This window comes from Salinibacterium sp. NK8237 (genome assembly GCF_015864955.1).
GTDB lineage: Bacteria > Actinomycetota > Actinomycetes > Actinomycetales > Microbacteriaceae > Rhodoglobus.
Genome location: NZ_JADYWE010000001.1, coordinates 137,803 through 163,802 on the forward strand (window position 1 = coordinate 137,803; position 26,000 = coordinate 163,802).

Genomic DNA, 26,000 nt, shown 5'->3' on the forward strand with positions numbered 1-26,000 from the left:
GTGATCGAACTGAGCATTGCCGAGATTGCCACCGCTGTCAGCGGAGAGCTTCGTAACAGCAGTGACGGTCAGCAACGGATCCTCGCGAGCAGCGTCCAGACTGATTCTCGGCTCAATACTCCCGGTTCCCTCTTCTTCGCTCTCCGCGGTGAAATCACCGACGGCCACCTTTTTGCCGCGAAGGCAGTTGAGAACGGTGCGGCGCTTGTCATTGCGGAACAACCGCTTGACCTTGATGTGCCACAGATCATCGTCGCTAACGGGGTAACGGCTCTCCAAGCTTTAGCGCGCACTGTAGTAGCCTCCGTTCGCAGCAGGGGCGTCCTCACAGTTGTCGCTGTAACGGGCTCCAACGGCAAGACCACGACGAAGAACATGCTTCGCGCGATCCTTGAAAGGGAGGGCGAGACTGTAGCGCCACAGGGGTCCTTCAACAACGACGTTGGTGCCCCGATCACCATGCTCAATGTCTCGGAGTCCACCAAGTTTCTTGTCGTTGAAATGGGTGCTGATGGCCTTGGCGACATCACGCGTTTGCAGTCGATCGTCATGCCTGATGTCGGCATCGTACTGATGGTCGGTCTCGCTCACATCGGAAAGTTTGGGGATGCCGCAGTGACGGCGCAGGCGAAGTCAGAGATGGTTTCTCACTTGCCTTCCACCGCGACCGCAGTATTGAACAGCGATGACGGTCGCGTAAAAGCAATGGCGCAGCAGACGGAGGCGAAAGTGTCGTTCTTCGGCCTCGACTCGAGTGCTGATCTGTGGGCAGACGATATCGAGGCCTCCGCTCGGGGAACGTCGTTTGTCTTGCGCATCGGAGATGAGTCGATTCCGGTGCAGTTGCGCATTCTCGGTGAGCATCATGTGACGAACGCGTTGGCTGCGATTTCGGCAGCACGGGCTCTGGGCATTGATCCCGCGCGTGCCGTGGCGGCGCTGGAATCTATTGAGCGTGCCGAACGCTGGCGGATGGAGCTATTAGAGGCTCCGGGCGGCGTCACTGTCATCAACGACGCGTACAACGCGAGCCCCGACTCGATGGCGGCTGCGTTGAAGACCCTTGTGCAGGTTGTGGGCCCCGAAAACCGTTCCGTCGCGGTGTTGGGTGAAATTGCTGAACTGGGCGACTACGCGAATGATGAGCACGATCGAATTGGCCGACTCATTGTGCGATTGAACGTGCAAAAACTCATTGTGGTCGGCCACGCGGCCCGTCACATTCACAACGCTGCCGGCCTTGAAGGTTCGTGGGATGGAGAGTCGGTCCTCGTCGATAACGTCGAAGAGGCATACGCTGTCCTGCGTGATGAATTGCGAGAAGGTGACGTCGTGCTGGTGAAATCTTCCAACTCAGCCGGCCTGCGGCACTTGGGTGACCGGATTGCCGGGGTGAGCGCATGATCGCTCTTCTCGTCGCTGCGGGTTTCTCCCTCTTCTTCACGCTATTGCTGACTCCGCTTTTTATTCGCCTTTTTGTGCGCTTGAAGTGGGGCCAATTCATTCGTGATGATGGTCCCGAGAGTCATCACACGAAGCGTGGCACGCCCACGATGGGCGGAATCGTCTTCATCTTGGGCTCGACGATCGGTTATTTCGTCGGACATTGGGTTGCTAGTGAGCCCGTAACTCTCTCCGGCCTTCTCGTGATCTACCTCATGGTCGGTCTCGGCATCATTGGCTTCATTGATGACTTCATGAAGACTCGCAAACAGCGCAGCCTCGGCCTTGGCGGTTGGTCAAAGGTTGCTGGTCAGGTAATCGTCGCTGCGGGTTTCGCGGCCCTCGCCCTCAACTTCCCCGATCCTGGCGGACTCACGCCAGCATCCTCAATGATTTCGGGATTGCGCGACATCAATTGGCTCGACCTCGCGACCTTCGGCGTGGTAACCGGTGCCATTCTGTTCGCGATCTGGGTGACACTCATCATCGTCAGCACGTCGAACGGTGTGAACGTCGCCGACGGTCTTGACGGCCTCGCGACCGGTTCAGCGATCTTCGCGATCGCGTCCTACATCGTCATCGGGTTTTGGCAAGCTAATCAGTCGTGCAGCAATCCAAGCATCGATCGTGAAGTGCTCTACAAGTGCTACGAGGTCCGCGACCCGCTTGACCTCGCCATCATTGCCGCGGCGATCGTCGGCGCGCTCATCGGCTTCCTGTGGTGGAACACCTCGCCGGCACAGGTCTTCATGGGCGACACAGGTTCGCTCGGTCTCGGAGGCGCCCTCGCTGCTCTCGCGATCATGAGCCGCACAGAACTGCTGCTCATCCTCATCGGTGGTCTCTTCCTTATCGTCACCGGCTCCGTCATCTTGCAACGTGCCTATTTCAAGATCACCGGCGGTAAACGCATTTTCTTGATGAGTCCGCTGCATCATCATTTCGAACTCAAAGGCTGGGCAGAAGTCACGGTAGTAGTGCGCTTCTGGTTGATCGCAGCGCTCTTCGTCGCCGCGGGTGTCGGAACCTTCTATCTTGAATGGATCAATCAGTAGTCGTGCGCGATCTCAACTCATTCACCAGCTGGAACTCGGCCTGGAGCGAACTGAGCGTTGCGGTCCTCGGGCTGGGGGCGACCGGCTTCTCAGCGGCCGACACCCTCACCGAACTCAAGGCTCGTGTTCTCGTGATCGCGGATGCGGCATCCGACAATCGCGTCGAAATGGTGCAGGTCATCGGTGCCGAGCTGGAACTCGGCGGCAGCGCTGACGATCAGCTTGCCGCGCTCACCGCGCATGCCCCCGACGTCGTCATCGTGTCGCCTGGCTATCCGCTCGATCACGTTCTCGTGGAGTGGTGCCGCACTAACGCTGTTCCGATGTGGACCGAGATTGAACTTGCCTGGCGTCTGCGCGACAAAACAGGCACGCCTGCCGAATGGATTGCCATCACCGGCACCAACGGCAAAACGACCACGGCGCAGCTGACCGCCCACATTCTGACAACGGCCGGTTTCCGGGCGGGTGCAGTCGGCAACATCGGTATTCCGGTGCTCGACGCGATTCGATACCCCGATGGCTTTGACTTTCTCGTCGTTGAGCTCTCGAGTTTTCAGCTTCACGGGATGCCGCGCGAGGGCGCTGGTGCGATCTCACCGCTCGCTAGCGTCTGTCTCAATTTTGCTGACGACCATCTCGATTGGCACGGTTCTCGTGAGGCATACGCGCACGCAAAAGCGACCGTCTACGCCAACACGAAAGTTGCCGCGGTTTACAATCGCGCGGTGCCCGAGACGCTGGCCATGGTCGAAAATGCTGACGTGGTCGACGGATGCCGTGCAATCGGGTTCGGACTCGATACGCCGGGTCCCAGCGACTTCGGTATTGTCAGCGACCTGCTCGCTGACCGCGCGTTCGGCGATGACCGCCACAACGCTGCCCTCGAACTTTTCACGCTCGACGAGCTGCGCCAGCGCAACCTTGCGGCGCCGCACATGGTCGCCAACATTCTCGCGGCGAGTGCACTCACTCGAGCCGCCGGCGTAAGCATCGAAGCGGTGCGTGAGGGTGTAGCTAGTTTCGAGATCGATGGCCACCGCAATCAGGTCGTGCTTGTCAGTGGGGGAGTGACCTGGATCAACGATTCCAAGGCCACTAATTCCCATGCCGCGAGTGCATCGCTTTCCGCGGCCGACCCTGTGGTGTGGATTCTGGGCGGCCTGCTCAAGGGAATTGATGTTGCTCCCTTGATTGAGAAACACGCTCGGAGACTTAAGGCTGCAATCGTCATTGGTAACGACAGGCTGGCAATACAGGCGGCATTCCAGCGACACGCGCCGCAGATTCCGGTCTTCGAGGTTGACTCGACTGACACTGATCACGTGATGCCCCGTGCCGTCGAGATGGCGCACGGAATCGCTACCGAAGGCGACACGGTCTTGTTGGCGCCAGCGGCAGCATCCATGGATCAATTCACGAGTTACGCAGATCGCGGAGACAAGTTCGCAGCAGCAGTGCTCGAACGAGTAGGAGGGAACGACGATGACGCCTCCTCAGCGACCACACCGACCCCAACGGCCGAGTAGCGGGGCGAAGTCTTCGCAGACCGCCGCAGCGCCCGAAGACGCTTCGCCGAAATTACATGACCGCATATCGGCTCGTGTGCCGGTCAAGCGCATTTTCGCGGGCGAATCGAGCAACTATTTTCTGCTCTTAGGCACAACGCTCTTCCTCGTTATTTTCGGGCTCGTGATGGTGCTCTCCTCCTCATCAGTGGAGTCTTATGCCGCGGATGAGGGGTTCTTCGGCAGCTTCCTTCGCCAAGGATTGTTCGCTCTCATCGGAATTCCGCTGATGCTGATCGCGTCGCGGGCCCCGACGAGGTTTTGGAAGCGATGGGCATTCCCTGGGCTCATCCTTGGCGCCGTCCTGCAGCTTCTTGTTTTTGTGCCCGGAATCGGTCTCGGATACGGCGGTAACCAAAACTGGATCCAGATCGGGACTTTCAGCGCGCAACCGTCTGAGTTCTTGAAGATCGCTGTGATCGTCTGGGTGGCTTGGGTCCTGTCTACGAAGCAAGACATGCTGGGTGACTGGCGTCAGGTGGTGCTGCCCGTCTTGCCCGTAGCCGGCGTAGCCATCGGACTCGTTCTTGTCGGCAATGACTTGGGAACAGCATCCATCATGCTCCTCATCGTCTTCGCTTGTCTCTTATTTGCCGGTGTCCGGCTGAAATTTCTGTCGATCGGAGTGCTGGCTGTAATCGCCGGAGCGGTGCTATTCGCTACCACTAGCAGTTCACGCACATCGCGGATCGATATTTGGCTGAACGGATGCTCCGACGTCGACTACCTAGACTCCTGCTGGCAAATTGATCAAGCGTATTGGGCTCTCGCTGGCGGCGGACTTTTTGGCCGTGGTCTTGGAAACTCGATTTCCAAGCGTGGCTGGCTACCTCACGCCGACAACGACTACATTTTTGCGATCATTGGCGAGGAACTCGGACTCATCGGTGCCATTGTCGTGCTGCTGTTGTTTGTCGTTTTGGCGATCTCCTTTATCCGCATCATTCGCACTACTAACGACAGCTTCGTGCGCATCGCGACCGCGGGCGTCATGGTGTGGACGGTCGGTCAGGCTTTTGTGAACTTTGCGGTGGTGCTGGGAGTTCTTCCCGTGCTTGGCGTGCCGTTGCCGCTGATATCGACGGGTGGCTCTGCGCTCATCGCGACACTGTTGGCTATCGGAATAGTGTTGTCGTTTGCGAGATCGGAGCACAGGGCGGCTGGCTCCTCGCCGCGGCCCTCCGACGCGGCGGGTGCTTCAGCAGGAACGAGATCCGCAGCATCGCCGACAGCGTCGCCAACTGCGGCACCCACTCAGACTGCAGCAGATCGCTCCCGCATGCTGGCGGCAAATCGAGCACGAGGACGCCGATGACTACTTATCTTCTTGCCGGCGGAGGAACCGCCGGCCACGTGAATCCGCTGCTTGCTGTAGCCGAACGTATTCGCTGGAGTGAACCCGAAGCAGAGGTGCTGATTTTGGGCACCGAGGAAGGGCTAGAGGCTCGTTTGGTGCCTGCCCGCGGCTTTGAATTGCTCACGATTGCGAAGCTTCCATTTCCGCGTCGCCCGAACCGGGCGGCGTTGAAGTTTCCGGCGCGACTGCGCTCCACTATCGACGAGGTAGTCGCGATCATTACTGAGCGCGGTGTGGACGTTGTTGTCGGCTTCGGCGGCTACGTTGCGGCGCCGGCATATTTGGCTGCGCGCAAAGCTGGGGTTCCCCTAGTCATCCATGAGGCGAATAGTCGCCCGGGCATTGCGAACCGTCTTGGTTCCTTCTTTACGAAGTTTGTCGGCACCGCTTTCGATCGCACGCCAATTCGTGGCGGCGTTGTTGTGGGGATGCCGCTGCGCGCCGAAATCGAGAAGCTCGATCGGTTTGCGGCACGCACCGAGGCCGATAGCTTCTTCGGCCTTGATCCTAAAAAGCCGACGCTTCTTGTGACCGGTGGTTCTTCGGGAGCTAAGCGCATCAACGATACTATTTCGGCGTCGATCACGCGCATTTTGGGCGCGGGCTGGCAAGTGCTGCACATCACGGGGGAGTATCGGGATGCGGTCGACGATCAGCAACTCCCGGGCTACGTTGTGGTCAAGTATTGCGATCGTATGGAGCTGGCGCTGGCAGCGGCGGACCTCGCGATTGCACGCGCGGGCACGTCAACGGTTGCCGAGCTCACCGGGCTGGGCATTCCCGCGATTTATGTTCCCTACCCAGTGGGAAACGGCGAGCAGAAGTTCAATGCTCGTACCGCAGTCGAGGCTGGGGCCGCAATTCTCGTCATGGATTCCAGCTTTGTTCCTCAATGGGTCGGTTCGGACCTTGTTCCGATGTTGCGCAAGCGGGCCTTGATCGCAGACATGGCCGCCCGCGCCTCCAGCGTTGGTTCGCTGGATGGTACTGACCGGATGCTCGAACTCGTCCATCTGGCCCTCGACCGCGATCTACCATTGACATCATGATCTTTCCTGACTTGTCTATGCCGTTGCCCGGACCACTGCGTTCGGCGCACTTCGTTGGTGTCGGTGGCGCAGGTATGAGTGGCATCGCCAGAATGTTCTTGGATGCCGGAATTACGGTCACAGGTTCCGATAAGGCAGCGAACGCCAACATTGAGTCGCTGCGCGCTGCCGGGGCAACGATCTCCATCGGGCATGACGCCGCTCACCTCGGTGATGCGGAAGTTCTCGTGTACACGGGCGCACTATGGCCCGATAACCCCGAGTATCTCGCTGCGGTTGAGCGTGGCATCCCGGTCTTGCACCGCTCTCAAGCCCTTGCCTGGTTGGTGGGATCGACCCGCCTAGTTGCCGTTGCGGGTGCGCACGGCAAGACGACGTCGACGGGGATGATTATCACTGCGCTGCGCGAGCTTGGCACGTCGCCGAGCTTTGTGAATGGTGGAGTTATTCAGGGTCTTGGCACCAGTTCAGGCTCAGGAACCGACGATCTCTTCGTGGTTGAAGCCGATGAGTCCGATGGTTCATTTTTGCTGTACTCCACGGCTGTCGCATTAATTACCAATGTCGATGCAGATCACCTCGACCACTATGGCTCTCACGAGGCCTTCGATGATGCTTTCGTCGATTTCGCTTCGCGCGCTACTGAAGCCGTGGTTGTTTCCAGCGACGACGCTGGCGCGATTCGGGTGACCAAGCGACTCACCCACGACAATGTGGTGACGTTTGGTGAGGCGGATGACGCGACCGTGCGCATCCATTCCGTCACGTCTCTCGGCCCTGTGGCATTCACCGTCGTGGTTGACGGTCGCGAAGAGCGCGTGCAGCTCGCTGTCCCTGGGCACCACAACGCTCTCAACGCTGCAGGAGCGATTGCAGTACTCGTCGGGCTTGGTCACGAACTGGGAGCCGCTATTGACGCGGTTTCTACTTTTGCGGGCACGCAGCGTCGTTTTGAGCTGCATGCTGTTGTCGATGGAGTGAGCGTCTACGACGACTACGCTCATCACCCCACCGAGGTCGAAGCGGCCCTCAGCGGTGCCCGCAGTGTGTTGGGCAATGGCCGATTGATCGCCGTGCACCAACCGCATCTTTTTAGCCGCACCCGCGACATGGCACCTGAATTTGCCGAGGTTTACGAACGTCTGGCAGACCACACCGTTGTTCTTGGAGTGTTCGGTGCGCGTGAGGACCCGATTCCCGGTGTCACCGGAGAACTCGTATCGTCTGGTTTCGTCGATCCTTCGCGTGTCGACTACCAGCCCGACTGGGAGTTGGCGGCGCAACGCGTCGCTGAGATCGCTCGGGAGGGTGACATTGTCATGACTCTGAGCTGTGGTGATGTTTACCGCATCATCCCGCAACTTGTCGCAGCGATCGATCGTTATCCCGTTGTTTCGGCATCCGAGACGGTCGCAGATCAGGTGCCGAGTGAAGAGGCCTGAAGGGTTCGATAAGTCTGCTGCTCAGCCTGATCCGCCTCCGACGAAGTCTCGCCGAAAGCGTGCAGCTCGGTCGCAAAAGGACACGACGCGAACGGATGTCGACGGCGGCCAAGCTGAGCGAGTAGCCCCGCTGCACTCGCCCTCAGTGAACACTTCGCACGAGAGTAAGCCGAAGCCGGCACCGAAACCAGAGCGAGAACCACGTCGACGCATTCGTGCGGTTCGCAGTGCACCGAACCCTGAGGTGCACGCCAAGCGCGAGCTGCGTCGCGCGGCGCGCGCACGTAAGCGCGCAGAGAAGGCGGAGCTTCGTCGTTTCACTCGTCGGGCACGGACTCGTCGCTATGTTTGGCTTTCTGTTTCCGGCCTCGTCGCGGTATTGCTCGCACTCATTGCGGTTGCGGTCTTTTCTCCGATCCTTGCACTCCGCACGGTCGTGGTCGACGGAACGAATCGCATTGACCCGGCGGATATTCAAACTGCGGTCGAGACGCAACAGGGAACACCGCTCGCGCTCTTGGACTTCGACGCGATCAACGAAGAGCTTTCGGTTTTCCCGTTGATCCGCAGCTATGTCACAGAGATTGTGCCCCCGGATACGTTGCTCGTTCACATCGTCGAGCGGGAACCCATCGGTTCGGTGAAAATCGATGGTGTCTACACTTTGGTTGATCCCGCCGGAATCACCATTCAGGAGTCTGCGGAGCAAATCGCCGGGGTTCCGTTGATCGATATTGGTGGCGCAGAGCTCTCGAGCTCCGCCTTCACCGCGGCGACTGAAGTGCTGCTAGCTCTGCCGACTGACCTTCGCGCACAAGTGGAGAGCGTTTCCGCTACGACTAAGGACGATGTGTCATTTGTGCTCACTGGAGTCGGTCAGCGTGTGGTGTGGGGGAGCGCGAGTGAGTCGGCCCGCAAAGCGGCAGTGCTCGAGAGTTTAATTTCCATTAGGGATGCGGATGAAGCTGGCGAGTTCGATGTGTCGGCTCCCAGCAATGGCATTTTCCGTCCCAGCTAGCCCTTCGCAAGCGCTGAGTGTGCGGCAAGGTCGCTAATTGCCAGAACACTTTCCGACACGCGGCCTGTTGTGCATCCGTGTGGGGTGCTGTCCGCATACTCTCAACAAAAGAAATACATACTGAGCATAACTTTAAACCTCAAGTCGAGGTTGATAGTTTCCAGTGGAGGCCGAAAAGTGACATCAAACCAGAACTACCTCGCAGTCATCAAGGTAGTCGGCATCGGTGGCGGTGGCGTGAACGCTGTCAACCGGATGATCGAGCTCGGCCTGCGAGGCGTCGAGTTTATTGCGATCAATACCGACGCCCAGGCGCTGCTCATGAGCGATGCTGACGTCAAGCTTGACGTCGGTCGCGAACTCACGCGCGGACTTGGAGCCGGCGCCGATCCTGAGGTTGGCCGACGTGCCGCCGAAGATCACGCCGAAGAGATCGAAGAGGCGCTTGCGGGCGCCGACATGGTCTTTGTTACCGCTGGTGAGGGTGGTGGAACGGGCACCGGTGGTGCTCCCGTCGTCGCCCGCATCGCTAAGTCGATTGGCGCACTCACGATTGGTGTTGTCACGAAGCCGTTCGGCTTCGAGGGCAAGCGCCGTTCGTCTCAGGCAGAGATCGGAGTGGAGACCCTCAAGAATGAGGTCGACACCCTCATCGTCGTTCCCAATGACCGCCTTCTCGAGATTAGCGATCGCGGTATCAGCATGCTCGAAGCGTTCTCGACCGCCGACCAGGTTCTGCTTGCCGGAGTTCAAGGCATCACAGACCTTATTACGACTCCTGGTCTGATCAACCTCGACTTCGCCGACGTCAAGTCGGTCATGCAGGGTGCCGGTTCTGCACTGATGGGTATTGGCTCATCACGCGGGGCCGACCGGGCCATAAAAGCGGCAGAACTTGCTGTGGCTTCACCGCTGCTCGAAGCCAGCATCGATGGTGCGCACGGCGTGTTGCTGTCGATTCAGGGTGGATCAAACCTCGGTATCTTCGAGATCAACGATGCCGCTCGCCTTGTCCAAGAAGCTGTTCACCGTGAGGCCAACATCATCTTCGGTGCCGTCATTGACGACACTCTGGGTGACGAGGTTCGTGTCACAGTGATCGCTGCCGGCTTCGACGGTGGAGAGCCGTCCGCCAAGCCTGTAGAGGGTCGCCGTACCAACTACGTTGTTCCTGAGCCCCCGGCCGAGCACATTGCGGCAGAGGAAAAGGCGCCGAGCAAAGACACCGACTGGAAGTCGCAGCCGAGCGCGGTTCCTGCGACTCCGATCGACCGCAGTTTTGATGATGACGACGAGAACGACAACGATCTCGACGTTCCTGACTTCCTGAAGTAGGCGCGATGGTCGACCTGACTCCGTTAGGCGAACGACTCGCAGAGGTCGACGACAGGATCGCGGATGCCGCACGTTCGGCATCCCGCGACCTGTCGTCGATTACGCGCATCGTGATCACCAAGTTCCATCCGGCGAGCCTCGTGCGACAGTTGCACGCGCTGGGCGTTCGTGACATCGGCGAGAATCGTCACCAAGAAGCGCAACCCAAGGCGGCTGAGTTAGCTGACCTCGATCTGCGCTGGAACTTTGTCGGTCAGTTGCAGAGCAAGAAAGCACGTCAAGTGCGCGCGTACTGCCAAGCAGTGCATTCTGTGGATCGCGATTCCTTGATCACCGCGCTTGCCAGCGACGACGCAGAAAGCGCGCTTGATGTTTTCGTTCAGGTCAATCTCACGGACGATTCCGGTCGCGGTGGGGTAGTGCCGGCCGAACTCGAAGGCTTTGCCGACCGAGTAGCCGCTGCGCCAGGGCTGCGACTCCGTGGCCTCATGGGGGTCGCGCCACTAGACGGCGACCCGAAGCCCGCCTTCGCCGCCCTGCGGGGGCTGTCCGAGCGCGTGCAGCTGAACCATCCGGATGCCGCAGCACTGTCTATGGGCATGTCTGGAGACTTCGCCGAGGCTATTGCCGAAGGCGCGACACACCTAAGAATTGGCACGGCAATCACGGGAAAACGACCCGACCATGGTTAATCTCGAAGCAGAAGCTTCACCATTCGGAGGATTATCATGGCCAACCCACTGCGCAAGACAATGGTCTACCTCGGCCTCGCCGATGAAGACTACGAGTACGAGCAGGGACCAGCCGCGCCGGTTGCCCCTGTTGCAGCAGCACCCGCACCAGCGAGTTCTAACCGTGCCCCGGTTACTCCGTTGCGTCGCGCTGCACCCAGCACTGCGGAGGCAGAGATGAACGAGATTTTGACGGTGCACCCTCGCCAGTACAAGGACGCTCAGCTTATTGCTGAGAACTTCCGCGAGGGCATCCCCGTAATCATCAACCTGTCGCAGATGAGCGAGCCAGATGCTCGTCGTCTTGTCGACTTCGCTAGCGGACTCTCGCAGGGCCTCTACGGAAAGATTGAGCGCGTGACGAGCAAGGTCTTCCTGCTCTCTCCCGCCCACGTTGCGGTCAGCGGTGAGCAGGCTGAAGTCGAGTCTGACGTCGACGCTTCATTCTTCGGCCAGTAATTCAGCTGTGCGGCGGGTGTGTATTCGCCCGCTAACCTAGAGGGGTGAATCCCGTTTCTGTTATCGCCCTGGTGGCTTACTACGCCATCACTTTGTTCATGTTCGCGATGTGGGCTCGGTTCATTCTCGATCTCGTCGTAGTCTTCGCTCGGGGTTGGCGCCCCAGCGGAGTAGGTCTCGTTCTCTCTGAGCTCGTTTTCACCATTACTGATCCTCCGATCAAAGCGGTTCGCAAGGTTGTCCCGATGATTAGAATTGGCAACGGAGCGCTAGATTTGTCGTGGATGCTTGTCATGCTGGTGTGCATCATCCTTACCTCCATTTTGCGGGGCTTTTAGAACTAGCCGCTACCGATGTACTCTTATCGGAGAGCATGCGGCAACTAATCAGGTTCCGTTACTACTATGTGATGTGAACGTTGAACGTTGTGTATACGTTGAAAGAAAGTGTTAGAGGTGGCGGAAATGGCTTTGACTCCAGAAGACGTGGTCAACAAGCGGTTTGAATCAACAAAATTCCGCGAGGGATACGACCAAGATGACGTCGATGACTTCCTCGACGAAGTTGTCGTTGAGTTGCGTCGTCTCAACCAAGAGAACGACGAGCTTCGTCAGCGGTTGAGTGCCGCAGAGGCTCGTGCAACTGAGCTTCAGCAGAACGCGAGCAGCGCTCCAGCAGCCGCCGCACCCGCTGCGATTGCCGCTCCGGCGCCTGCAGCGATTGAAAGCGCTCCAGCACCCGCTGCCATTGAGCCAGCTTCGTCTGTTCTTGACGACGCCAGCAGCACCAACAACCTTCTTCAGCTCGCACGTCGTCTTCACGAAGAACACGTTCGCGAGGGCGTTCAGAAGCGTGACGCACTCATTGCTGAGGGGCAAGCATCCGCTGCTGAGATCCTCGCAGAGGGTCAGGCTTCGGCAGCAGAAGTTGTCGCCGAAAGCAAGGCTACGGCTGCTGAACTTGTTGCTCAGGCTCAAGCCCAGCAGCGTGAGCAGATCGGCACACTCGAGCGGGAACGCCAAGCTCTTGAAGGTCGCATTGAATCGTTGCGTAGCTTCGAGCGCGAGTACCGTGAAAAGCTCAAGAGCTACATCGAGGGCCAGCTACACGAACTTGATTCTTCGAGTCTCGTTACCGCTGGTAGTCCCTCGGGTCAGCAGGGGCAGACGGGCACATCACAGTCCTCTGGTCAGTTGACTGCAGAAGACTTCGCTTCGCCCCAGTCGGCGCAGCAGCCTCCCGCCAGCTTCTCGGGATTCTCCGGCAGCTAGTTTTTTGCAATGGCCGTCAGCCGGTCGGTGAGAGCTTCGGCTCCGCCGCCGCTGGCGGCTTTTGCTGTGTTCGCACTCAGCCCCGTTAAGCGGGGGAGTGCGGCTTTTTCGCTTTAATCGCATCACCAACCAAGGAGCATCCGTGGAAACCCGAAGCTTGCCGGTTCCTGAGGGCCTTGCGGGGCAGCGCGTAGACGCGGCACTCGCCAAACTATTGGGTTTCTCCCGCACTTTCGCAGCCGAAGTAGCGGCGGGTGGCGGAGTCATCATGGATGGCGCGACTGTCGGCAAGTCTGACCGTCTCACTGAAGGTTCTTGGTTAGAAGTCTCGTGGGTTTCGAAAACCGAACCGCAGATCGTGCCCGTTGTCCTCGATTCTCTCGGCATCATTTACGACGACGAGCACATTGTTGTTGTCGATAAGCCAGCCGGAGTAGCAGCCCACCCTTCAGTTGGCTGGGATGGCGTTACGGTGCTTGGAGCGCTAGCAGGCGCGGGCTACCGCATTTCGACCTCGGGCGCTGCGGAGCGTGCCGGAGTCGTTCACCGTCTCGATGCTGGAACAAGTGGTCTGATGGTGGTCGCGAAGTCTGAGCTGGCGTATACCGAACTCAAGCGCGCGTTCCACGACCGCGAGGTGAGTAAGATCTATCACTCTGTCGTTCAGGGGCATCCCGACCCCCTCGCAGGCACAATCGATGCGCCGATTGGGCGTCATCCTGGCTCGAGTTGGAAATTCGCCGTGGTTTCGGGTGGCAAAGACTCAATTACCCACTACGAAACCTTGGAAGCATTCCCGTCTGCTGCTTTGGTTGAGGTGCACTTGGAGACAGGGCGCACGCATCAGATTCGTGTTCATATGGCTGCGCAGCGGCATCCTTGCGTAGGCGACACCATGTACGGAGCAGACCCCACGATTTCGGCGAGGCTGGGGCTGACGCGTCAGTGGTTGCACGCTCACAAACTCGGTTTCGCGCATCCGGCCACCGGCGAACAGGTGTCGTTCGAGTCGCCGTATCCCGCCGACCTTCAGGCGGCACTTGAGGTGCTTCGAGCCGACTAGGGCGCGTCAGTTAGAGTCTCATCGACCCGCTGGCTTAGGCTGGATTTCGAAAGAATTCGGAGTGTCTTTGGCTGCCAATAACGACTCGTTTGTGCATCTGCACGTTCACAGTGAGTACTCAATGCTCGACGGAGCGGCGCGTGTCGGTCCGCTGCTGGATGCTGCGGTAGAGCAGGGGATGCCTGCTATCGCGATCACTGACCATGGCAACATGTTCGGTGCCTACGACTTCTGGAAACAGGCGACTGCCCGCGGAATCAAGCCGATTATCGGTACTGAGGCGTACATCACGCCCGGCACGTCGCGTCGCGATAAGACTCGCATACGGTGGGGTGGTAGCCACCAGGTGCGCGACGATGTCGGCGGTAGCGGTGCTTACACCCACATGACGTTGCTCGCTCAGAACAACGAGGGCATGCACAACCTCTTCCGGCTGTCTTCGCGAGCGTCGATCGAGGGCTTCTACTTCAAGCCTCGAATGGACCGTGAACTGCTGAGTCAGTATGCCAAAGGCATCACGGCAACGACGGGGTGTGTCGGTGGAGAGGTGCAGACCAAGCTCCGCCTTGGCCTCTATGACGAAGCTCGAGAAGCTGCAGCTGAGTTCCAAGACATTTTCGGCAAAGAGAATTTCTTTGCAGAAATAATGGATCACGGCATTGACATCGAGCGGCGCACGATGCTCGATCTGCTCAAGCTTGCCAAAGAGCTTGGCATGCCACTGCTGGCGACTAACGACTTGCACTACACGCACGCTCACGATGCCACCGCGCATGCGGCGCTCTTGTGCGTGCAATCTGCATCCACGCTCGACGATCCAAACCGCTTCAAATTCGACTCGAATGAGTTTTACCTCAAGACAGCCGCAGAGATGCGGTCGCTCTTTCGGGAGCATCCCGAAGCATGCGACAACACTCTGCTCGTTGCGGAACGCAGTGAGATCAGCTTTGAGGGCCGCGACCTCATGCCCCGTTTCCCCGTGCCCGCGGGCGAAACCGAAGCGACCTGGTTCGAAAAAGAGGTCGCGCGTGGAATGAACAAGCGATTCAACAACGCTCCGTCCGACGCTCACCTTGCGCAAGCAAAATACGAGGTTGATGTAATCCAACAAATGGGGTTCCCCGGCTACTTCTTGGTGGTTGCAGACTTCATTGAATGGGCAAAGTCGCAAGGCATCCGTGTTGGTCCGGGCCGTGGTTCTGCGGCGGGGTCGATGGCTTCCTACGCCGTGGGCATCACTGAACTCGACCCTCTCGCGCACGGCCTCATTTTCGAGCGCTTCCTCAACCCCGAGCGCGTCTCTATGCCCGATGTCGATGTCGACTTTGACGACCGGCGCCGTGGTGAAGTCATCCGCTATGTCACCGACAAGTATGGCGACGACCGGGTAGCGCAGATCGTTACCTACGGCACGATTAAAGCCAAGCAAGCTCTCAAGGACTCTGCTCGCGTGCTCGGCATGCCGTACTCGGTCGGAGAAAAGCTGACGAAGGCGATGCCTCCCGCCATCATGGGAAAAGATATTTCTCTTGGCGATGTGCGCAACAAAGATGCAGCTCGCTACAAAGAGGCCGCTGATATTCGTGGAATTCTTGACACCGATCACGAAGCGGCGAAGGTATTCGAAACCGCGGTCGGTCTTGAAGGACTGAAACGACAGTGGGGCGTGCACGCGGCTGGCGTAGTGCTTTCTGCTGAGCCCTTGCTCGATGTTCTCCCGATCATGCGTCGCGAAGATGACGGCGCTATCATCACCCAGTTTGATCAACCGCCGCTGGAGAGTCTCGGCCTGATCAAAATGGACTTCTTGGGTCTTCGAAACCTGACGGTCATCGAAGACGCGCTCAAGATGATCGAAGCCAACACTGGTTCGCCGCTCATCATCGAAGACCTTGATCTCGACGCTGACCAGAAGACCTATGATCTGTTGGCGCGAGGCGACACTCTTGGCGTATTCCAGCTCGATGGCGGCCCCATGCGAGCGCTGCTTAAGCAGCTGAAGCCCACCAACTTCGAAGACATCTCGGCCGTAATCGCGCTGTACCGCCCAGGCCCCATGGGAATGAACTCGCACACCAAGTACGCGTTGCGCAAGAACGGCTTGGAAGAGATCGACGCGATCCACGCCGAACTTGAAGAGCCGCTGAAGGAAATTCTCGGCACCACCTTCGGTCTCATCGTGTACCAAGAGCAAGTGATGTCGGTGGCTCAGAAGGTCGCAGGCTTCACCCTCGGTCAAGCCGACGTTTTGCGTCGAGCGATGGGTAAGAAGAAGAAAGAAGAACTCGACAAGCAGTTCCTCGGCTTCGAGACCGGGATGCTCGACAACGGCTTCAGCAAGGAGGCCGTAAAGGTCCTCTGGGAAACCCTGATGCCGTTTGCCGACTACGCGTTCAATAAGGCGCACAGTGCCGGCTACGGTGTGCTCAGCTATTGGACTGCGTACCTCAAGGCGAACTATCCCGCCGAGTACATGGCGGCCCTGCTGACCAGCGTTGGCGATTCCAAAGACAAGCTCGGTATGTACTTGAGCGAATGTCGTCGTATGGGCATCAAGGTGCTGGCGCCAGACGTCAACGAATCAACAGTCAACTTCACCGCTGTCGCCGGCGACATCCGCTTCGGCCTCGGTGCGGTGCGCAACGTTGGTGCTGCAGTAGTGGAGCAAATTGTTCGCGCGCGCACTGACAAGGGGCGCTATGAGTCGTTCCACGATTTCTTGCGGAAGGTGTCGATTCAGGTCGCGAACAAGCGCACGGTTGAGTCTCTGATCAAGTCGGGCGCCTTCGACTCGCTGGGAGCGAGCCGTCGCGGTTTGCTGGAGATTCACGAGGATGCTTGCGACTCCGCAGTCAGTCTCAAACGAAACGAAGCTAACGGCCAAGTAGATCTCTTCGGTGGGATCTTCGATTTCAACGAAGAAGAAGAAGGTGTCCCCGATCGGCCGGAGTGGTCGAAGCGTGACAAGCTCGCGTTTGAACGTGAAATGTTGGGGCTGTATGTCTCCGATCATCCGCTGTCGGGTCTCGAGATCCAGCTAGCTAAGCATCAGGACTTCACCATTACCGAGGTTCTTTCGGGCGACACAGTCTCAGACGGCGAGCACGTGTCGATCGCCGGGCTGGTCACAAGCGTGCAGCATCGGGTGGCGCGAAACAGCGGTAATCAATACGGGATTGTCACTGTTGAGGACTTCGGTGGCGAGATCGATGTCATGTTCTTGGGCAAGACATATCAAGAGTTCGCACCAGGGCTGGTCAACGACTCCATTGTTGTGGTTCGAGGTCGGGCTAGCGCCCGTGATGATGGCATGAATTTGCACGCTGTGAGCATGTTCTCGCCTGACCTTGGTGCGAGTTTGGGGTCTGGCCCGATCGTGCTGACGCTCAAGGAACAGCGAGCAACGACGGAGGTCGTTTCGGGGCTTGGCGAGGTGCTCATTCGTCATTCCGGCACGATTGAAGTGCGCTTGCGACTTGTGCGCGATGACATTGCACGGGTCTTTGAGCTTCCGTATCGGGTGAAAGTCTCCGCGGACCTTTACGGAGAGCTGAAATCGTTGCTGGGGCCAGGCTGCCTCGGGTAGAGCGGTTCATCTCTCGCAGCCGCGCGTCGTAATTGTCTAGTGCTCAACGTCGTCGGTGAGTTCGACGGGGCGCATGTAGGTGCGCTCGTGGTACAGGAGTGCTTCGTCTTCTGCGCCAAGCATGCCATGGTCGATTTGGACGACGACGACAGCGTTGTTGTGCACGGGATGCACGTCAACAATGTGTCCGATCGCGATGGCGGTCGCTTCCTCAAGCAACGGCAGGCCCTTTTCGCCGGCGTGCCAGTGATCGCCCACGAATCGCAGCTCGTGATCGGCTGCCATCTTCTCGGCAAGGTGACGGCTACGCGGGCCCAGCATATGGATGGCGACCTTGTTGCCAACGGTGATGGCTGGCCACGAGCTGGATACTTGCGCCATGTTGAACGTGGCAAGCGGTGGCACCGCAGCGAGTGAGGCGAGAGACGTGGCGGTAAAACCAACCGGATGCCCGTCGGGCGCCAGCGATGTGATCACGGCGACGCCGGCCGCGTGTCGTCTGAAGGCACCTTTGAAGGCGTCGATTCCGTCTGCTGCTTCTGAATTTTCCATGTGCTTACTACAACCCTAATTGGCATGGGCAAATTCCTTGCCGATAACGAACTAGCATGGTTGAGCCATGTCACTGAATACTATTGATCTTCGGTCCACCGCTCTGAGCCGTGCGGAACTTTCTCGTGTCATCCCGCGCGCCGCGATGGACGTGTCTATCGCGTCCGCTGCCGCCATCCAACTCATTGAGGACGTGCGGGAACACGGCGAGCAAGCATTGCTCGACCAGGCCGAGCGTCTCGATGGCGTTCTTCCTGAGCGTGTGCGCATTCATGCGGATGAGATCACTCGCGCCACGCGGGCGCTCGAACCCGCCGTGCGCGAGGCTCTCGAACTCGCCATCGATCGCGTGCGCACGGCGAGTAAAGCGCAAGTGCCTCCGGCGATGATGACTCAGCTGGGCGACGGTGCTGAAATTATTCAGCGCTGGCAGCCTGTCAACCGTGTGGGACTGTATGTTCCCGGCGGTAAAGCTGTGTACCCGTCGAGCGTGATCATGAATGTCGTTCCGGCCCAAGTAGCCGGTGTCTCTTCGGTGGCGCTTGCTTCTCCTCCGCAACGCGCGTTCGGCGGAGCAGTCCACCCGACGATCCTCGGTGCGGCCGGTTTGCTTGGCGTTGATGAGGTTTACGCAATGGGCGGCGCTGGCGCGATCGGCGCGTTTGCCTATGGTGTCCAAGAATTGGGTCTCGACCCCGTCGACATCATCACGGGTCCGGGAAACGTCTACGTTGCCGCAGCCAAACGTGCTGTGCGTGGCGTGGTGGGCATCGATTCCGAAGCTGGTCCGACAGAGATCTTGATCATTGCCGATGCTTCGGCTGACCCTCGGCTCGTCGCTGCCGACTTGCTCAGTCAGGCTGAGCACGATGAACTTGCGGCTGCCGTGCTCGTCACTGATTCCGAAGAACTTGCGGATGCAGTGCGCACGCACTTGGCCGAGCAACTGGCCGTGACACCACACTCTCAGCGCGCGGGCGTTGCTCTCGCCGGGCAGCAGTCTGCAATCGTCTTGGTGAGCGATATGGCGGCCGCTGCCGCACTCAGCAATGCGTACGGCCCGGAGCACCTCGAGATTCAGACGGAAGAGTCTGGCGCTGTGCTCGACATGATCGATAACGCCGGAGCAATTTTCTTGGGCGACCAGTCACCCGTGAGCTTGGGGGACTACCTCGCTGGCTCGAATCACGTGCTCCCCACCGGCGGTCAGTCACGCTTCTCTTCAGGGCTGGGGGCATACACTTTCCTTCGCCCACAGCAGATCATTCGCTACAGCCACGACGCTCTTCGCGAGCTCGAACCGCACATTGTGGCGTTGAGCTCTGCTGAAGATCTTCCTGCCCACGGTTCGGCTGTGAGTGAACGGTTCCGCGACCGCTAACCGGGTACTCTTAAGGGACTATGTATTGCCCTTTTTGTAGGCATCCTGACAGCAGGGTTGTTGATTCGCGCACCAGCGATGATGGTCTTTCGATCCGTCGCCGCCGGCAGTGCCCCGAGTGTGGTCGTCGTTTCTCGACCACCGAAACCGCTTCATTGAATGTCATCAAGCGCAACGGTGTTGTGGAGTCTTTCAGCCGCGAGAAAATCGTGAGCGGCGTGCGCAAGGCGTGCCAGGGGCGACCTGTCACCGATACCGACCTCGCTGTGCTGGCACAGAAGGTCGAAGAAGCGATTCGTGCGACCGGCACCGCTCAGATCGACGCCAACGAGATTGGCCTAGCGATTCTTTCGCCGCTGCGCGATCTCGATGAGGTCGCGTACTTGCGCTTCGCCAGCGTGTATCAGGCGTTTGATTCGCTCGATGATTTCGATGCCGCGATCAGCCAATTGCGGTTGGATCACGGCACCGCCTCCTAACTAAACCATCCGGTTTCGCTGTTTCCCGCCTTCTAACGCTGAGAGCACCGTTCGCTATGTACGACTTCTTCTTCCGCACCGTTCTTAAGCGACTTGATCCCGAGTTTGCGCATTCGCTCGCCTTTTCGGTGATTAAGGCGCTTCCTGTCATCGGTGTGGGAAAGCTTGTGCAGGGGGCGGCTGATCCCGCGCTTGAAGTGAAGACTCTGGGGCTCACGTTTAGCTCACCGTTCGGTGTGGCTGCGGGCTTTGACAAGTCGGGCGCTGGCATCCAAGGTCTGGGGCAATTGGGCTTCAGCCATGTTGAGGTAGGCACGATTACGGCCCTTCCTCAGCCGGGCAATCCCAAGCCGCGGTTATTCCGGCTTGTCGCCGATCGTGGCGTCATCAACCGTATGGGCTTCAATAACGCGGGAGCGTCCAAGGCCTCAATGGTGATCGAGCGAGCGCGCCATCGTGCCGGGCGTCCCATCATTGGCATCAACATTGGCAAGTCGCGCGTTGTCGCCGTCGAGGACGCCGTCGCGGACTATCTCACGAGCGCTCGAGCACTCGCGCCGCTTGCGGACTACCTGGTGGTGAACGTGAGTTCGCCCAATACCCCTGGGCTGCGCGGTCTCCAAGAGATTGACAAGCTCAAGCCGTTGTTGGTTGCGGTGAAGTCGGCTGCCGGCCAAACGCCCGTGCTGGTCAAGATTGCCCCTGATGTGACGGATGACGAGGCTCGAGCCATCGCTCAGCTTGCGGTCGACGAACTCGACGGCATCATCGCCACCAACACAACGCTGTCGCGGGAAGGCCTTGCGACCCCTGTCGACGTCGTTGAGGCAGCCGGAGCCGGGGGAGTGTCTGGCAAGCCTGTCGCTGCTCGTTCGCTCGAACTATTGCGGGTCATCCGCAGTGTTGTGCCCGCCGATTTCTGCGTAATTTCAGTGGGTGGAGTTGAAACGGCTGCGGATGTCGCTGAGCGTCTCCGCGAGGGGGCGACGCTCGTTCAGGGCTACACAGGCTTCCTCTATCACGGCCCGTTCTGGGCGCGCTCAATCAATCGCGGTCTGTCGAAACTGTTTCGCGCAGAGAACGCCGCATAGCCGATTCCCTAAGGAACCGGCCGGCCTTGCGACTAGCTCGGGAACTGGCCGCGCTTAACCTGAGGCTTCGGCAAACGCATGATGCGCAGCTGAAGCGAACGCATCGCGGCGTACCAGCGCACGCGCTCGGCGCGAGACTCACCAAATTTGGCGTTGATCAGTTTGCGCAAGCGCAATCCGAGTAGAACGGCGTCGATTGCGGCGATGATGAAGAAGCCCCACAGGAAGAGCAAGCCGAGGGCTTGAATCGTGGGGTCGTTGATGAACGTGAGGATAATCACGGCGAACATCACGGGGACAAGCAACTCGCCCACGTTGAAGCGTGCGTCAACGTAGTCGCGCACGAAACGCTTCTGCGGCCCGCGGTCGCGGATCGGCAGGTATTTTTCCTCACCGTTCGCCATGCCTACGCGAGCTCGTTCGCGTTCGACCTGCATTTGGGCCCGAGCCGTACGCTTAGCTTCTTTGCGGTCGTTGGAGACCAGCGGGCGCAGATTTGCCGCCTCGCGCTCTTTGCGTGTGGGGGTGGGGCGACCCTTGCCTGAACTGGCGCTGTCGTTCGCGTCGGAGTTCTCAGGATTGGGGGTGTTTTCGGTTGAAGATGCTTTTGCCACGGGGGTTCCTTGCGTTGGTGTCGATCTAAGATTACTCGTATGACTCACACGCCGCAGCCGACGTCAGCGTCGACGACTCCCGATCCTCTGCTCATTGCTCTTACTGAGGCTGTTGATGGCGCTTTACCGGCCACGATTGCGGAGCTGTCAACGCTGGTTCGCATCCCGTCAGTGTCGTGGGACGGCTTCGATTCAGATCAGGTCGCTCGTAGTGCTGAAGCTGCGCGAACGTTGATCGACGGCATTGGAGTTTTCGACACCGTTGAGCTGGCTCAGGCGCCGATTGATGCCGACACGCTCGGGCATCCGGCTGTGCTTGCCACGCGCAAGGCGAAGAACGGAAAGCCCACCATTCTGTTGTATGCGCACCACGATGTGCAGCCTCCCGGTCAGGATGCCGATTGGGATTCGCCTCCCTTCGAGCCGACCGTGCGCGGTGATCGTCTCTACGGTCGCGGCGCGGCTGACGACAAGGCGGGGATCATGGCGCATGTTGCGGCCATCCGCGCTTTCGTTGACACCGTCGGGCCCGATTTTGATCTCGGCCTTGTTGCTTTCTTCGAGGGCGAAGAGGAGTTTGGTTCGCGATCGTTTGCCAATTTCATCGTCGAGAACCGCGACAAGCTCGCGGCTGATGTGATTGTGGTTGCGGACTCCGACAATTGGGATGTGAACACGCCGTCGCTCACGGTTGGCCTCCGCGGCAACGTGACCTTCAAGCTGAAGGTGTCCACGTTGGCGCATGCCTCTCACTCGGGAATGTTCGGGGGAGCGGTTCCGGATGCGATGCTCGCTGCTATCAAGTTGCTCGCGACGCTCCATGACGAGAACGGTGCTGTGGTCGTTGAGGGGCTCACGAGTCGCGAATCCGAGACGCCGGACTTCAGCGAAGAGAAACTCCGCCACGAAGCGGGGCTGCTGGAGGGCGTCACGTCGGTGGGCACCGGCAGCGTGCTGAGCAGACTGTGGGACAAGCCGGCCATCACTGTTACCGGCATCGACGCGCCCAGCGTGCAGAACGCCTCAAACACTCTGGCACCCACCGTCACCGTCAAGGTGAGTGCTCGTATCGCACCAGGGCAAGATGCAGAGGCGGCGTACGAGGCTCTTCGAAGCCACTTGGTCGCGCATGCGCCGTTCGGTGCGCATCTCGAGCTCTCCGATGTCGACACTGGCAGCCCGTTCCTCGTCGACACCAGCGGTTGGGCGGTTGACGTCGTCAAGTCCGCCATGCGTGAGGCGTGGGGAAATGAACCGTTGGAGACAGGAATCGGCGGCTCCATCCCCTTTATTTCAGATCTTGTCGAAGTTTTCCCGGAAGCCCAGATTTTGGTGACTGGTGTTGAAGACCCGGAGTCGCGAGCACACAGCCCTAACGAGTCCCTCCATCTCGGAGTTTTCAAGCGCGCCATCCTTACGGAGGCGCTGCTGCTCGCAAAGTTGGAACGTCGGGCGTAGAATTACGTTATGACTGAATCCGCTGTTGAAACTGCCACCCACGGGGTCGCGCTCACGGAGGCTGCCTCGAACAAGGTTCGTAGCCTCATGTCGCAAGAGGGTCGTGACGACCTGCGTCTGCGATTGGCTGTGCAGCCGGGCGGATGCTCGGGACTCATCTATCAGCTCTACTTCGACGAGCGCATCCTTGACGGCGACGTGAGCCGTGATTTCGGTGACGGTGTCGAGGTTGTCGTTGACAAGATGAGTGTTCCGTACCTCGAAGGTGCGAGTATCGACTTCGAAGACACGATCGAGAAGCAGGGGTTCACTATTGACAACCCCAACGCCGAAGGCAGCTGTGCCTGTGGCGACAGTTTTCACTAATTTCATAGCAATTTTTTGAGAAGGTGCGCCGATTCGGTGCACCTTTTCGCTTGTGCGGGGCGAGCCGGTAATCACTACCCCCTCTCGCTGCATATACACTGGAAAGGTATTAGTCCGTGTTCTTCGAGAGGTCACAGGTGCGCTCTAACCGCCGAATTCGATTGGCAGCGATTCCACTCGCTCTGGTTACGATGCTGGTCCTGACCGGCTGTACTCAGGACCAGTTGCAGGGATATTTGCCAGGAAGTCCAGACACCACCAACCACACGAGCAGCGTGATTGGCCTCTGGGTCACATCATGGATCGTTCTTCTGGTCGTTGGTGTCATCACCTGGGGTCTCATCATCTGGGCCGCAGTTGTTTACCGCCGTCGCCGCGGACAGACCGGCCTTCCGGTCCAACTGCGCTACAACATGCCAATCGAGATCTTCTACACGGTCGTGCCGCTGATTCTGGTTCTTGGTTTCTTCGCCTTTACTGCGCGTGACCAGGCGGCTATTGAAGCCGTTGAAGTTAACCCGGACGTTCAGATTGAGGTCATAGGCAAGCGCTGGGCATGGGACTTCAACTACGTTGACGAAAACGTCTACAGCCCCGGCGTTCAAGCAGATTTTAACCCCGATGGCACCATCAACGTTGACTCTTTGCCGCAACTCGTTCTCCCTGTCGACAAGAAGGTCGAGATCAAGGTTGAGGCGCGCGACGTTGCTCACTCTTTCTGGGTAGTGGACTTCTTGTACAAGAAGGACATGCTGCCTGGCAAGACCAACTACATGTACTTCATCCCGACCAAGGAAGGCACCTATCAGGGCAAGTGCGCTGAGCTGTGTGGTGAATACCACTCGCTCATGCTCTTCACTGTGAAGGTCGTCTCCGAGGCCGAGTACGAGGACTACATCGACGCCCAGCGTGCTGCTGGCTTCGAGGGTCAACTCGGTCTTGATTACAACGTGAACCAGAACTTGCCCGGCAACGGCAGCAGCGACGAGGAATAGGGCTCATGAGCGTCGAACGTAAGGGCAACGTCTTGGTGAACTGGATCACCTCGACCGACCACAAAACCATTGGGTACATGTACCTGATCACTTCTTTCTTCTACTTCCTTCTCGGCGGTGTGATGGCGCTTGTCATCCGTGCCCAGCTCTTTGAGCCGGGTCTGTCGATTGTGGCAACGGGTGAGCAGTACAACCAGTTGTTCACGATGCACGGCACGATCATGCTGCTGATGTTCGCTACTCCGTTGTTTGCTGGATTCGCTAACGTTCTCATGCCGCTTCAAATCGGTGCTCCTGACGTTGCGTTCCCGCGACTGAACGCATTCGCTTACTGGCTCTACAGCTTCGGTTCACTGATTGCTGTCGCCGGATTCCTCACCCCGCAGGGTGCGGCATCCTTCGGTTGGTTCGCTTACGCGCCGCTTTCGAGCACCACGTTCTCTCCGGGAATCGGCGGAAACCTTTGGGTGTTCGGTCTCGCAATGAGTGGTTTCGGCACCATCTTGGGTGCTGTTAACTTCATCACCACGATCATCACGATGCGCGCTCCTGGCATGACGATGTTCCGCATGCCTATCTTCACGTGGAACACGCTCGTAACCTCGCTGCTCATCCTCATGGCGTTCCCGGTTCTCGCCGCTGCAATGTTTGGTCTCGGTGCTGACCGTGTGTTCGACGCTCATATTTATGACCCCGCCAATGGTGGAGTTCTGTTGTGGCAGCACCTCTTCTGGTTCTTCGGCCACCCTGAGGTCTACATCATTGCGCTTCCGTTCTTCGGAATCGTCTCTGAGGTGTTCCCGGTCTTCAGCCGCAAGCCGATCTTCGGTTACACCACACTGGTGTACGCAACAATCTCGATTGCTGCCCTGTCAGTAACGGTGTGGGCTCACCACATGTACGTGACCGGTTCAGTGTTGCTTCCGTTCTTCTCGCTCATGACGATGCTCATCGCGGTGCCAACAGGTGTGAAGATCTTCAACTGGGTCGGCACAATGTGGCGAGGCTCAATCACGTTTGAGACCCCCATGCTCTGGGCTATCGGCTTCCTCGTGACCTTCACCTTCGGCGGACTGACCGGCGTTATCCTCGCTAGCCCGCCGCTCGACTTCCACGTTTCTGACACCTACTTCGTTGTGGCTCACTTCCACTACGTCGTATTCGGAACCGTTGTGTTCGCCATGTTCAGTGGTTTCTACTTCTGGTGGCCCAAGTGGACAGGCAAGATGCTCAACGAGCGTCTCGGCAAGATTCACTTCTGGTTGCTGTTCGTCGGTTTCCACATGACGTTCCTCATTCAGCACTGGGCTGGTGTAGTGGCGCTCCCGCGTCGTTACCGCACCTACCTTGCCGAAGATGGGGTCACGTGGATGAACCAGGTCTCCACCATCGGTGCCTTCATCCTTGCGGTGTCGATGATCCCGTTCCTCTTCAACGTTTACATGACCACGCGCAAGGCTCCCAAGGTCACGGTCAACGACCCGTGGGGCTACGGACGCTCGCTCGAGTGGGCCACAAGCTGCCCGCCCCCGCGTCACAACTTCACCTCGATCCCGCGGATTCGTTCCGAATCTCCTGCCTTCGATCTGAACCACCCTGAAGCAGGCATCCCTGTTGGTATTGGTCCAGGCAAGGATGCGCCTGACGCTCCTGTCTACGACCTTGCAGATGAGAAGGTGAAGTAACC

23 protein-coding genes are annotated in these 26,000 nt (G+C 58.8%); 21 read left to right on the top strand and 2 right to left on the bottom strand.

Annotated features, from left to right (window positions below):
- The 14 genes from murF (at nucleotide 1) to dnaE (ending at nucleotide 17,377) form a co-directional block, all read left to right on the top strand.
- Nucleotides 1–1,404, top strand: a complete 1,404-nt coding sequence (murF, locus tag I6E56_RS00725; protein WP_197135436.1) for a UDP-N-acetylmuramoyl-tripeptide--D-alanyl-D-alanine ligase — start codon at nucleotides 1–3, stop codon at nucleotides 1,402–1,404.
- On the top strand, nucleotides 1,401–2,498 hold the full coding sequence (gene mraY, locus I6E56_RS00730) for a phospho-N-acetylmuramoyl-pentapeptide-transferase (protein WP_197135437.1): 1,098 nt from the start codon (nucleotides 1,401–1,403) through the stop codon (nucleotides 2,496–2,498). Before murF ends, mraY begins: the two co-directional genes overlap by 4 nt.
- On the top strand, nucleotides 2,483–4,027 hold the full coding sequence (gene murD / locus I6E56_RS00735; RefSeq protein WP_197135438.1) for a UDP-N-acetylmuramoyl-L-alanine--D-glutamate ligase: 1,545 nt from the start codon (nucleotides 2,483–2,485) through the stop codon (nucleotides 4,025–4,027). Before mraY ends, murD begins: the two co-directional genes overlap by 16 nt.
- Nucleotides 3,984–5,381, top strand: a complete 1,398-nt coding sequence (ftsW, locus tag I6E56_RS00740; protein ID WP_197135439.1) for a putative lipid II flippase FtsW — start codon at nucleotides 3,984–3,986, stop codon at nucleotides 5,379–5,381. Before murD ends, ftsW begins: the two co-directional genes overlap by 44 nt.
- Entirely contained in the window at nucleotides 5,378–6,472 is a 1,095-nt protein-coding gene (locus tag I6E56_RS00745) for a glycosyltransferase (RefSeq protein ID WP_197135440.1), read from the top strand. The genes ftsW and I6E56_RS00745 overlap by 4 nt, the downstream gene beginning before the upstream one ends.
- A complete protein-coding gene (murC, locus tag I6E56_RS00750; RefSeq protein WP_197135441.1) occupies nucleotides 6,469–7,914 on the top strand; it encodes a UDP-N-acetylmuramate--L-alanine ligase in 1,446 nt (481 codons plus the stop codon). Before I6E56_RS00745 ends, murC begins: the two co-directional genes overlap by 4 nt.
- Complete coding sequence (locus I6E56_RS00755) at nucleotides 7,901–8,932, top strand: FtsQ-type POTRA domain-containing protein (RefSeq protein WP_307842705.1); 1,032 nt, start codon at nucleotides 7,901–7,903, stop codon at nucleotides 8,930–8,932. The genes murC and I6E56_RS00755 overlap by 14 nt, the downstream gene beginning before the upstream one ends.
- 177 nt (nucleotides 8,933–9,109) lie before the next feature.
- Nucleotides 9,110–10,267 carry a cell division protein FtsZ gene (gene ftsZ / locus I6E56_RS00760; RefSeq protein WP_197135442.1) on the top strand — a complete coding sequence of 386 codons (1,158 nt, stop codon included), beginning with the start codon at nucleotides 9,110–9,112 and terminating at the stop codon, nucleotides 10,265–10,267.
- Between the two features lie 5 nt (nucleotides 10,268–10,272).
- Complete coding sequence (locus I6E56_RS00765; RefSeq protein WP_197135443.1) at nucleotides 10,273–10,959, top strand: YggS family pyridoxal phosphate-dependent enzyme; 687 nt, start codon at nucleotides 10,273–10,275, stop codon at nucleotides 10,957–10,959.
- Between the two features lie 36 nt (nucleotides 10,960–10,995).
- Nucleotides 10,996–11,457 carry a cell division protein SepF gene (locus tag I6E56_RS00770; RefSeq protein ID WP_197135444.1) on the top strand — a complete coding sequence of 154 codons (462 nt, stop codon included), beginning with the start codon at nucleotides 10,996–10,998 and terminating at the stop codon, nucleotides 11,455–11,457.
- A gap of 44 nt (nucleotides 11,458–11,501) precedes the next feature.
- Nucleotides 11,502–11,795 (top strand): YggT family protein, encoded by a 294-nt coding sequence (locus tag I6E56_RS00775; protein WP_197135445.1) that lies wholly within the window; start codon nucleotides 11,502–11,504, stop codon nucleotides 11,793–11,795.
- Between the two features lie 126 nt (nucleotides 11,796–11,921).
- Nucleotides 11,922–12,728: a DivIVA domain-containing protein gene (locus tag I6E56_RS00780; RefSeq protein WP_197135446.1), complete on the top strand. Its 807-nt coding sequence runs from the start codon at nucleotides 11,922–11,924 to the stop codon at nucleotides 12,726–12,728.
- A gap of 142 nt (nucleotides 12,729–12,870) precedes the next feature.
- The gene (locus I6E56_RS00785) at nucleotides 12,871–13,791 is read left to right on the top strand and encodes an RluA family pseudouridine synthase (protein WP_197135447.1); all 921 of its coding nucleotides are present in this window, start codon (nucleotides 12,871–12,873) and stop codon (nucleotides 13,789–13,791) included.
- Nucleotides 13,792–13,858: 67 nt separating this feature from the next.
- Nucleotides 13,859–17,377: a DNA polymerase III subunit alpha gene (dnaE, locus tag I6E56_RS00790; RefSeq protein ID WP_197137944.1), complete on the top strand. Its 3,519-nt coding sequence runs from the start codon at nucleotides 13,859–13,861 to the stop codon at nucleotides 17,375–17,377.
- 36 nt (nucleotides 17,378–17,413) lie between these two features.
- On the opposite strand, the gene I6E56_RS00795 is transcribed toward dnaE, so the two are convergent.
- Nucleotides 17,414–17,929, bottom strand: coding sequence for a flavin reductase family protein (locus I6E56_RS00795; RefSeq protein WP_197135448.1), 516 nt, complete (start codon nucleotides 17,927–17,929; stop codon nucleotides 17,414–17,416).
- A 67-nt stretch (nucleotides 17,930–17,996) separates the two neighbouring features.
- On the opposite strand from I6E56_RS00795, the gene hisD reads away from it, so the two are divergent.
- The 3 genes from hisD to I6E56_RS00810 are packed head-to-tail and all read left to right on the top strand — an operon-like array spanning nucleotide 17,997 to nucleotide 20,880.
- On the top strand, nucleotides 17,997–19,310 hold the full coding sequence (gene hisD / locus I6E56_RS00800; RefSeq protein WP_197135449.1) for a histidinol dehydrogenase: 1,314 nt from the start codon (nucleotides 17,997–17,999) through the stop codon (nucleotides 19,308–19,310).
- Nucleotides 19,311–19,330: 20 nt separating this feature from the next.
- Nucleotides 19,331–19,789 (top strand): transcriptional regulator NrdR, encoded by a 459-nt coding sequence (gene nrdR / locus I6E56_RS00805; protein WP_197124888.1) that lies wholly within the window; start codon nucleotides 19,331–19,333, stop codon nucleotides 19,787–19,789.
- Between the two features lie 56 nt (nucleotides 19,790–19,845).
- Nucleotides 19,846–20,880: a quinone-dependent dihydroorotate dehydrogenase gene (locus I6E56_RS00810; RefSeq protein ID WP_197135450.1), complete on the top strand. Its 1,035-nt coding sequence runs from the start codon at nucleotides 19,846–19,848 to the stop codon at nucleotides 20,878–20,880.
- 32 nt (nucleotides 20,881–20,912) lie between these two features.
- Here the strand turns inward: I6E56_RS00810 and I6E56_RS00815 are convergent, their stop codons facing one another.
- Nucleotides 20,913–21,494, bottom strand: coding sequence for a DUF3043 domain-containing protein (locus I6E56_RS00815; RefSeq protein WP_197124886.1), 582 nt, complete (start codon nucleotides 21,492–21,494; stop codon nucleotides 20,913–20,915).
- 39 nt (nucleotides 21,495–21,533) lie between these two features.
- Between I6E56_RS00815 and I6E56_RS00820 the strand changes: the two genes are divergently transcribed.
- The 4 genes from I6E56_RS00820 to ctaD all read left to right on the top strand — a co-directional run bounded on the left by I6E56_RS00820 (nucleotide 21,534) and on the right by ctaD (nucleotide 25,998).
- Nucleotides 21,534–22,952, top strand: a complete 1,419-nt coding sequence (locus I6E56_RS00820; RefSeq protein WP_197135451.1) for a dipeptidase — start codon at nucleotides 21,534–21,536, stop codon at nucleotides 22,950–22,952.
- A 9-nt stretch (nucleotides 22,953–22,961) separates the two neighbouring features.
- Complete coding sequence (locus I6E56_RS00825; RefSeq protein ID WP_197135452.1) at nucleotides 22,962–23,318, top strand: iron-sulfur cluster assembly accessory protein; 357 nt, start codon at nucleotides 22,962–22,964, stop codon at nucleotides 23,316–23,318.
- 137 nt (nucleotides 23,319–23,455) lie between these two features.
- Entirely contained in the window at nucleotides 23,456–24,313 is an 858-nt protein-coding gene (gene coxB, locus I6E56_RS00830; protein ID WP_197135453.1) for a cytochrome c oxidase subunit II, read from the top strand.
- Between the two features lie 5 nt (nucleotides 24,314–24,318).
- On the top strand, nucleotides 24,319–25,998 hold the full coding sequence (gene ctaD, locus I6E56_RS00835; protein WP_197124880.1) for a cytochrome c oxidase subunit I: 1,680 nt from the start codon (nucleotides 24,319–24,321) through the stop codon (nucleotides 25,996–25,998).
- Nucleotides 25,999–26,000 lie beyond the last annotated feature (2 nt).

What these genes read in the sequence shown, in the direction of transcription:
- mraY (WP_197135437.1), top strand. Translation starts at nt 1,401, where the DNA reads ATGATCGCTCTTCTCGTCGCTGCGGGTTTCTCCCTCTTCTTCACGCTA.
- murD (WP_197135438.1), top strand. Translation starts at nt 2,483, where the DNA reads ATGGATCAATCAGTAGTCGTGCGCGATCTCAACTCATTCACCAGCTGG.
- ftsW (WP_197135439.1), top strand. Translation starts at nt 3,984, where the DNA reads ATGACGCCTCCTCAGCGACCACACCGACCCCAACGGCCGAGTAGCGGG.
- I6E56_RS00745 (WP_197135440.1), top strand. Translation starts at nt 5,378, where the DNA reads ATGACTACTTATCTTCTTGCCGGCGGAGGAACCGCCGGCCACGTGAAT.
- murC (WP_197135441.1), top strand. Translation starts at nt 6,469, where the DNA reads ATGATCTTTCCTGACTTGTCTATGCCGTTGCCCGGACCACTGCGTTCG.
- I6E56_RS00765 (WP_197135443.1), top strand. Translation starts at nt 10,273, where the DNA reads ATGGTCGACCTGACTCCGTTAGGCGAACGACTCGCAGAGGTCGACGAC.
- I6E56_RS00770 (WP_197135444.1), top strand. Translation starts at nt 10,996, where the DNA reads ATGGCCAACCCACTGCGCAAGACAATGGTCTACCTCGGCCTCGCCGAT.
- I6E56_RS00780 (WP_197135446.1), top strand. Translation starts at nt 11,922, where the DNA reads ATGGCTTTGACTCCAGAAGACGTGGTCAACAAGCGGTTTGAATCAACA.
- I6E56_RS00795 (WP_197135448.1), bottom strand. Translation starts at nt 17,929, where the DNA reads ATGGAAAATTCAGAAGCAGCAGACGGAATCGACGCCTTCAAAGGTGCC.
- hisD (WP_197135449.1), top strand. Translation starts at nt 17,997, where the DNA reads ATGTCACTGAATACTATTGATCTTCGGTCCACCGCTCTGAGCCGTGCG.
- nrdR (WP_197124888.1), top strand. Translation starts at nt 19,331, where the DNA reads ATGTATTGCCCTTTTTGTAGGCATCCTGACAGCAGGGTTGTTGATTCG.
- I6E56_RS00810 (WP_197135450.1), top strand. Translation starts at nt 19,846, where the DNA reads ATGTACGACTTCTTCTTCCGCACCGTTCTTAAGCGACTTGATCCCGAG.
- I6E56_RS00820 (WP_197135451.1), top strand. Translation starts at nt 21,534, where the DNA reads ATGACTCACACGCCGCAGCCGACGTCAGCGTCGACGACTCCCGATCCT.
- I6E56_RS00825 (WP_197135452.1), top strand. Translation starts at nt 22,962, where the DNA reads ATGACTGAATCCGCTGTTGAAACTGCCACCCACGGGGTCGCGCTCACG.
- ctaD (WP_197124880.1), top strand. Translation starts at nt 24,319, where the DNA reads ATGAGCGTCGAACGTAAGGGCAACGTCTTGGTGAACTGGATCACCTCG.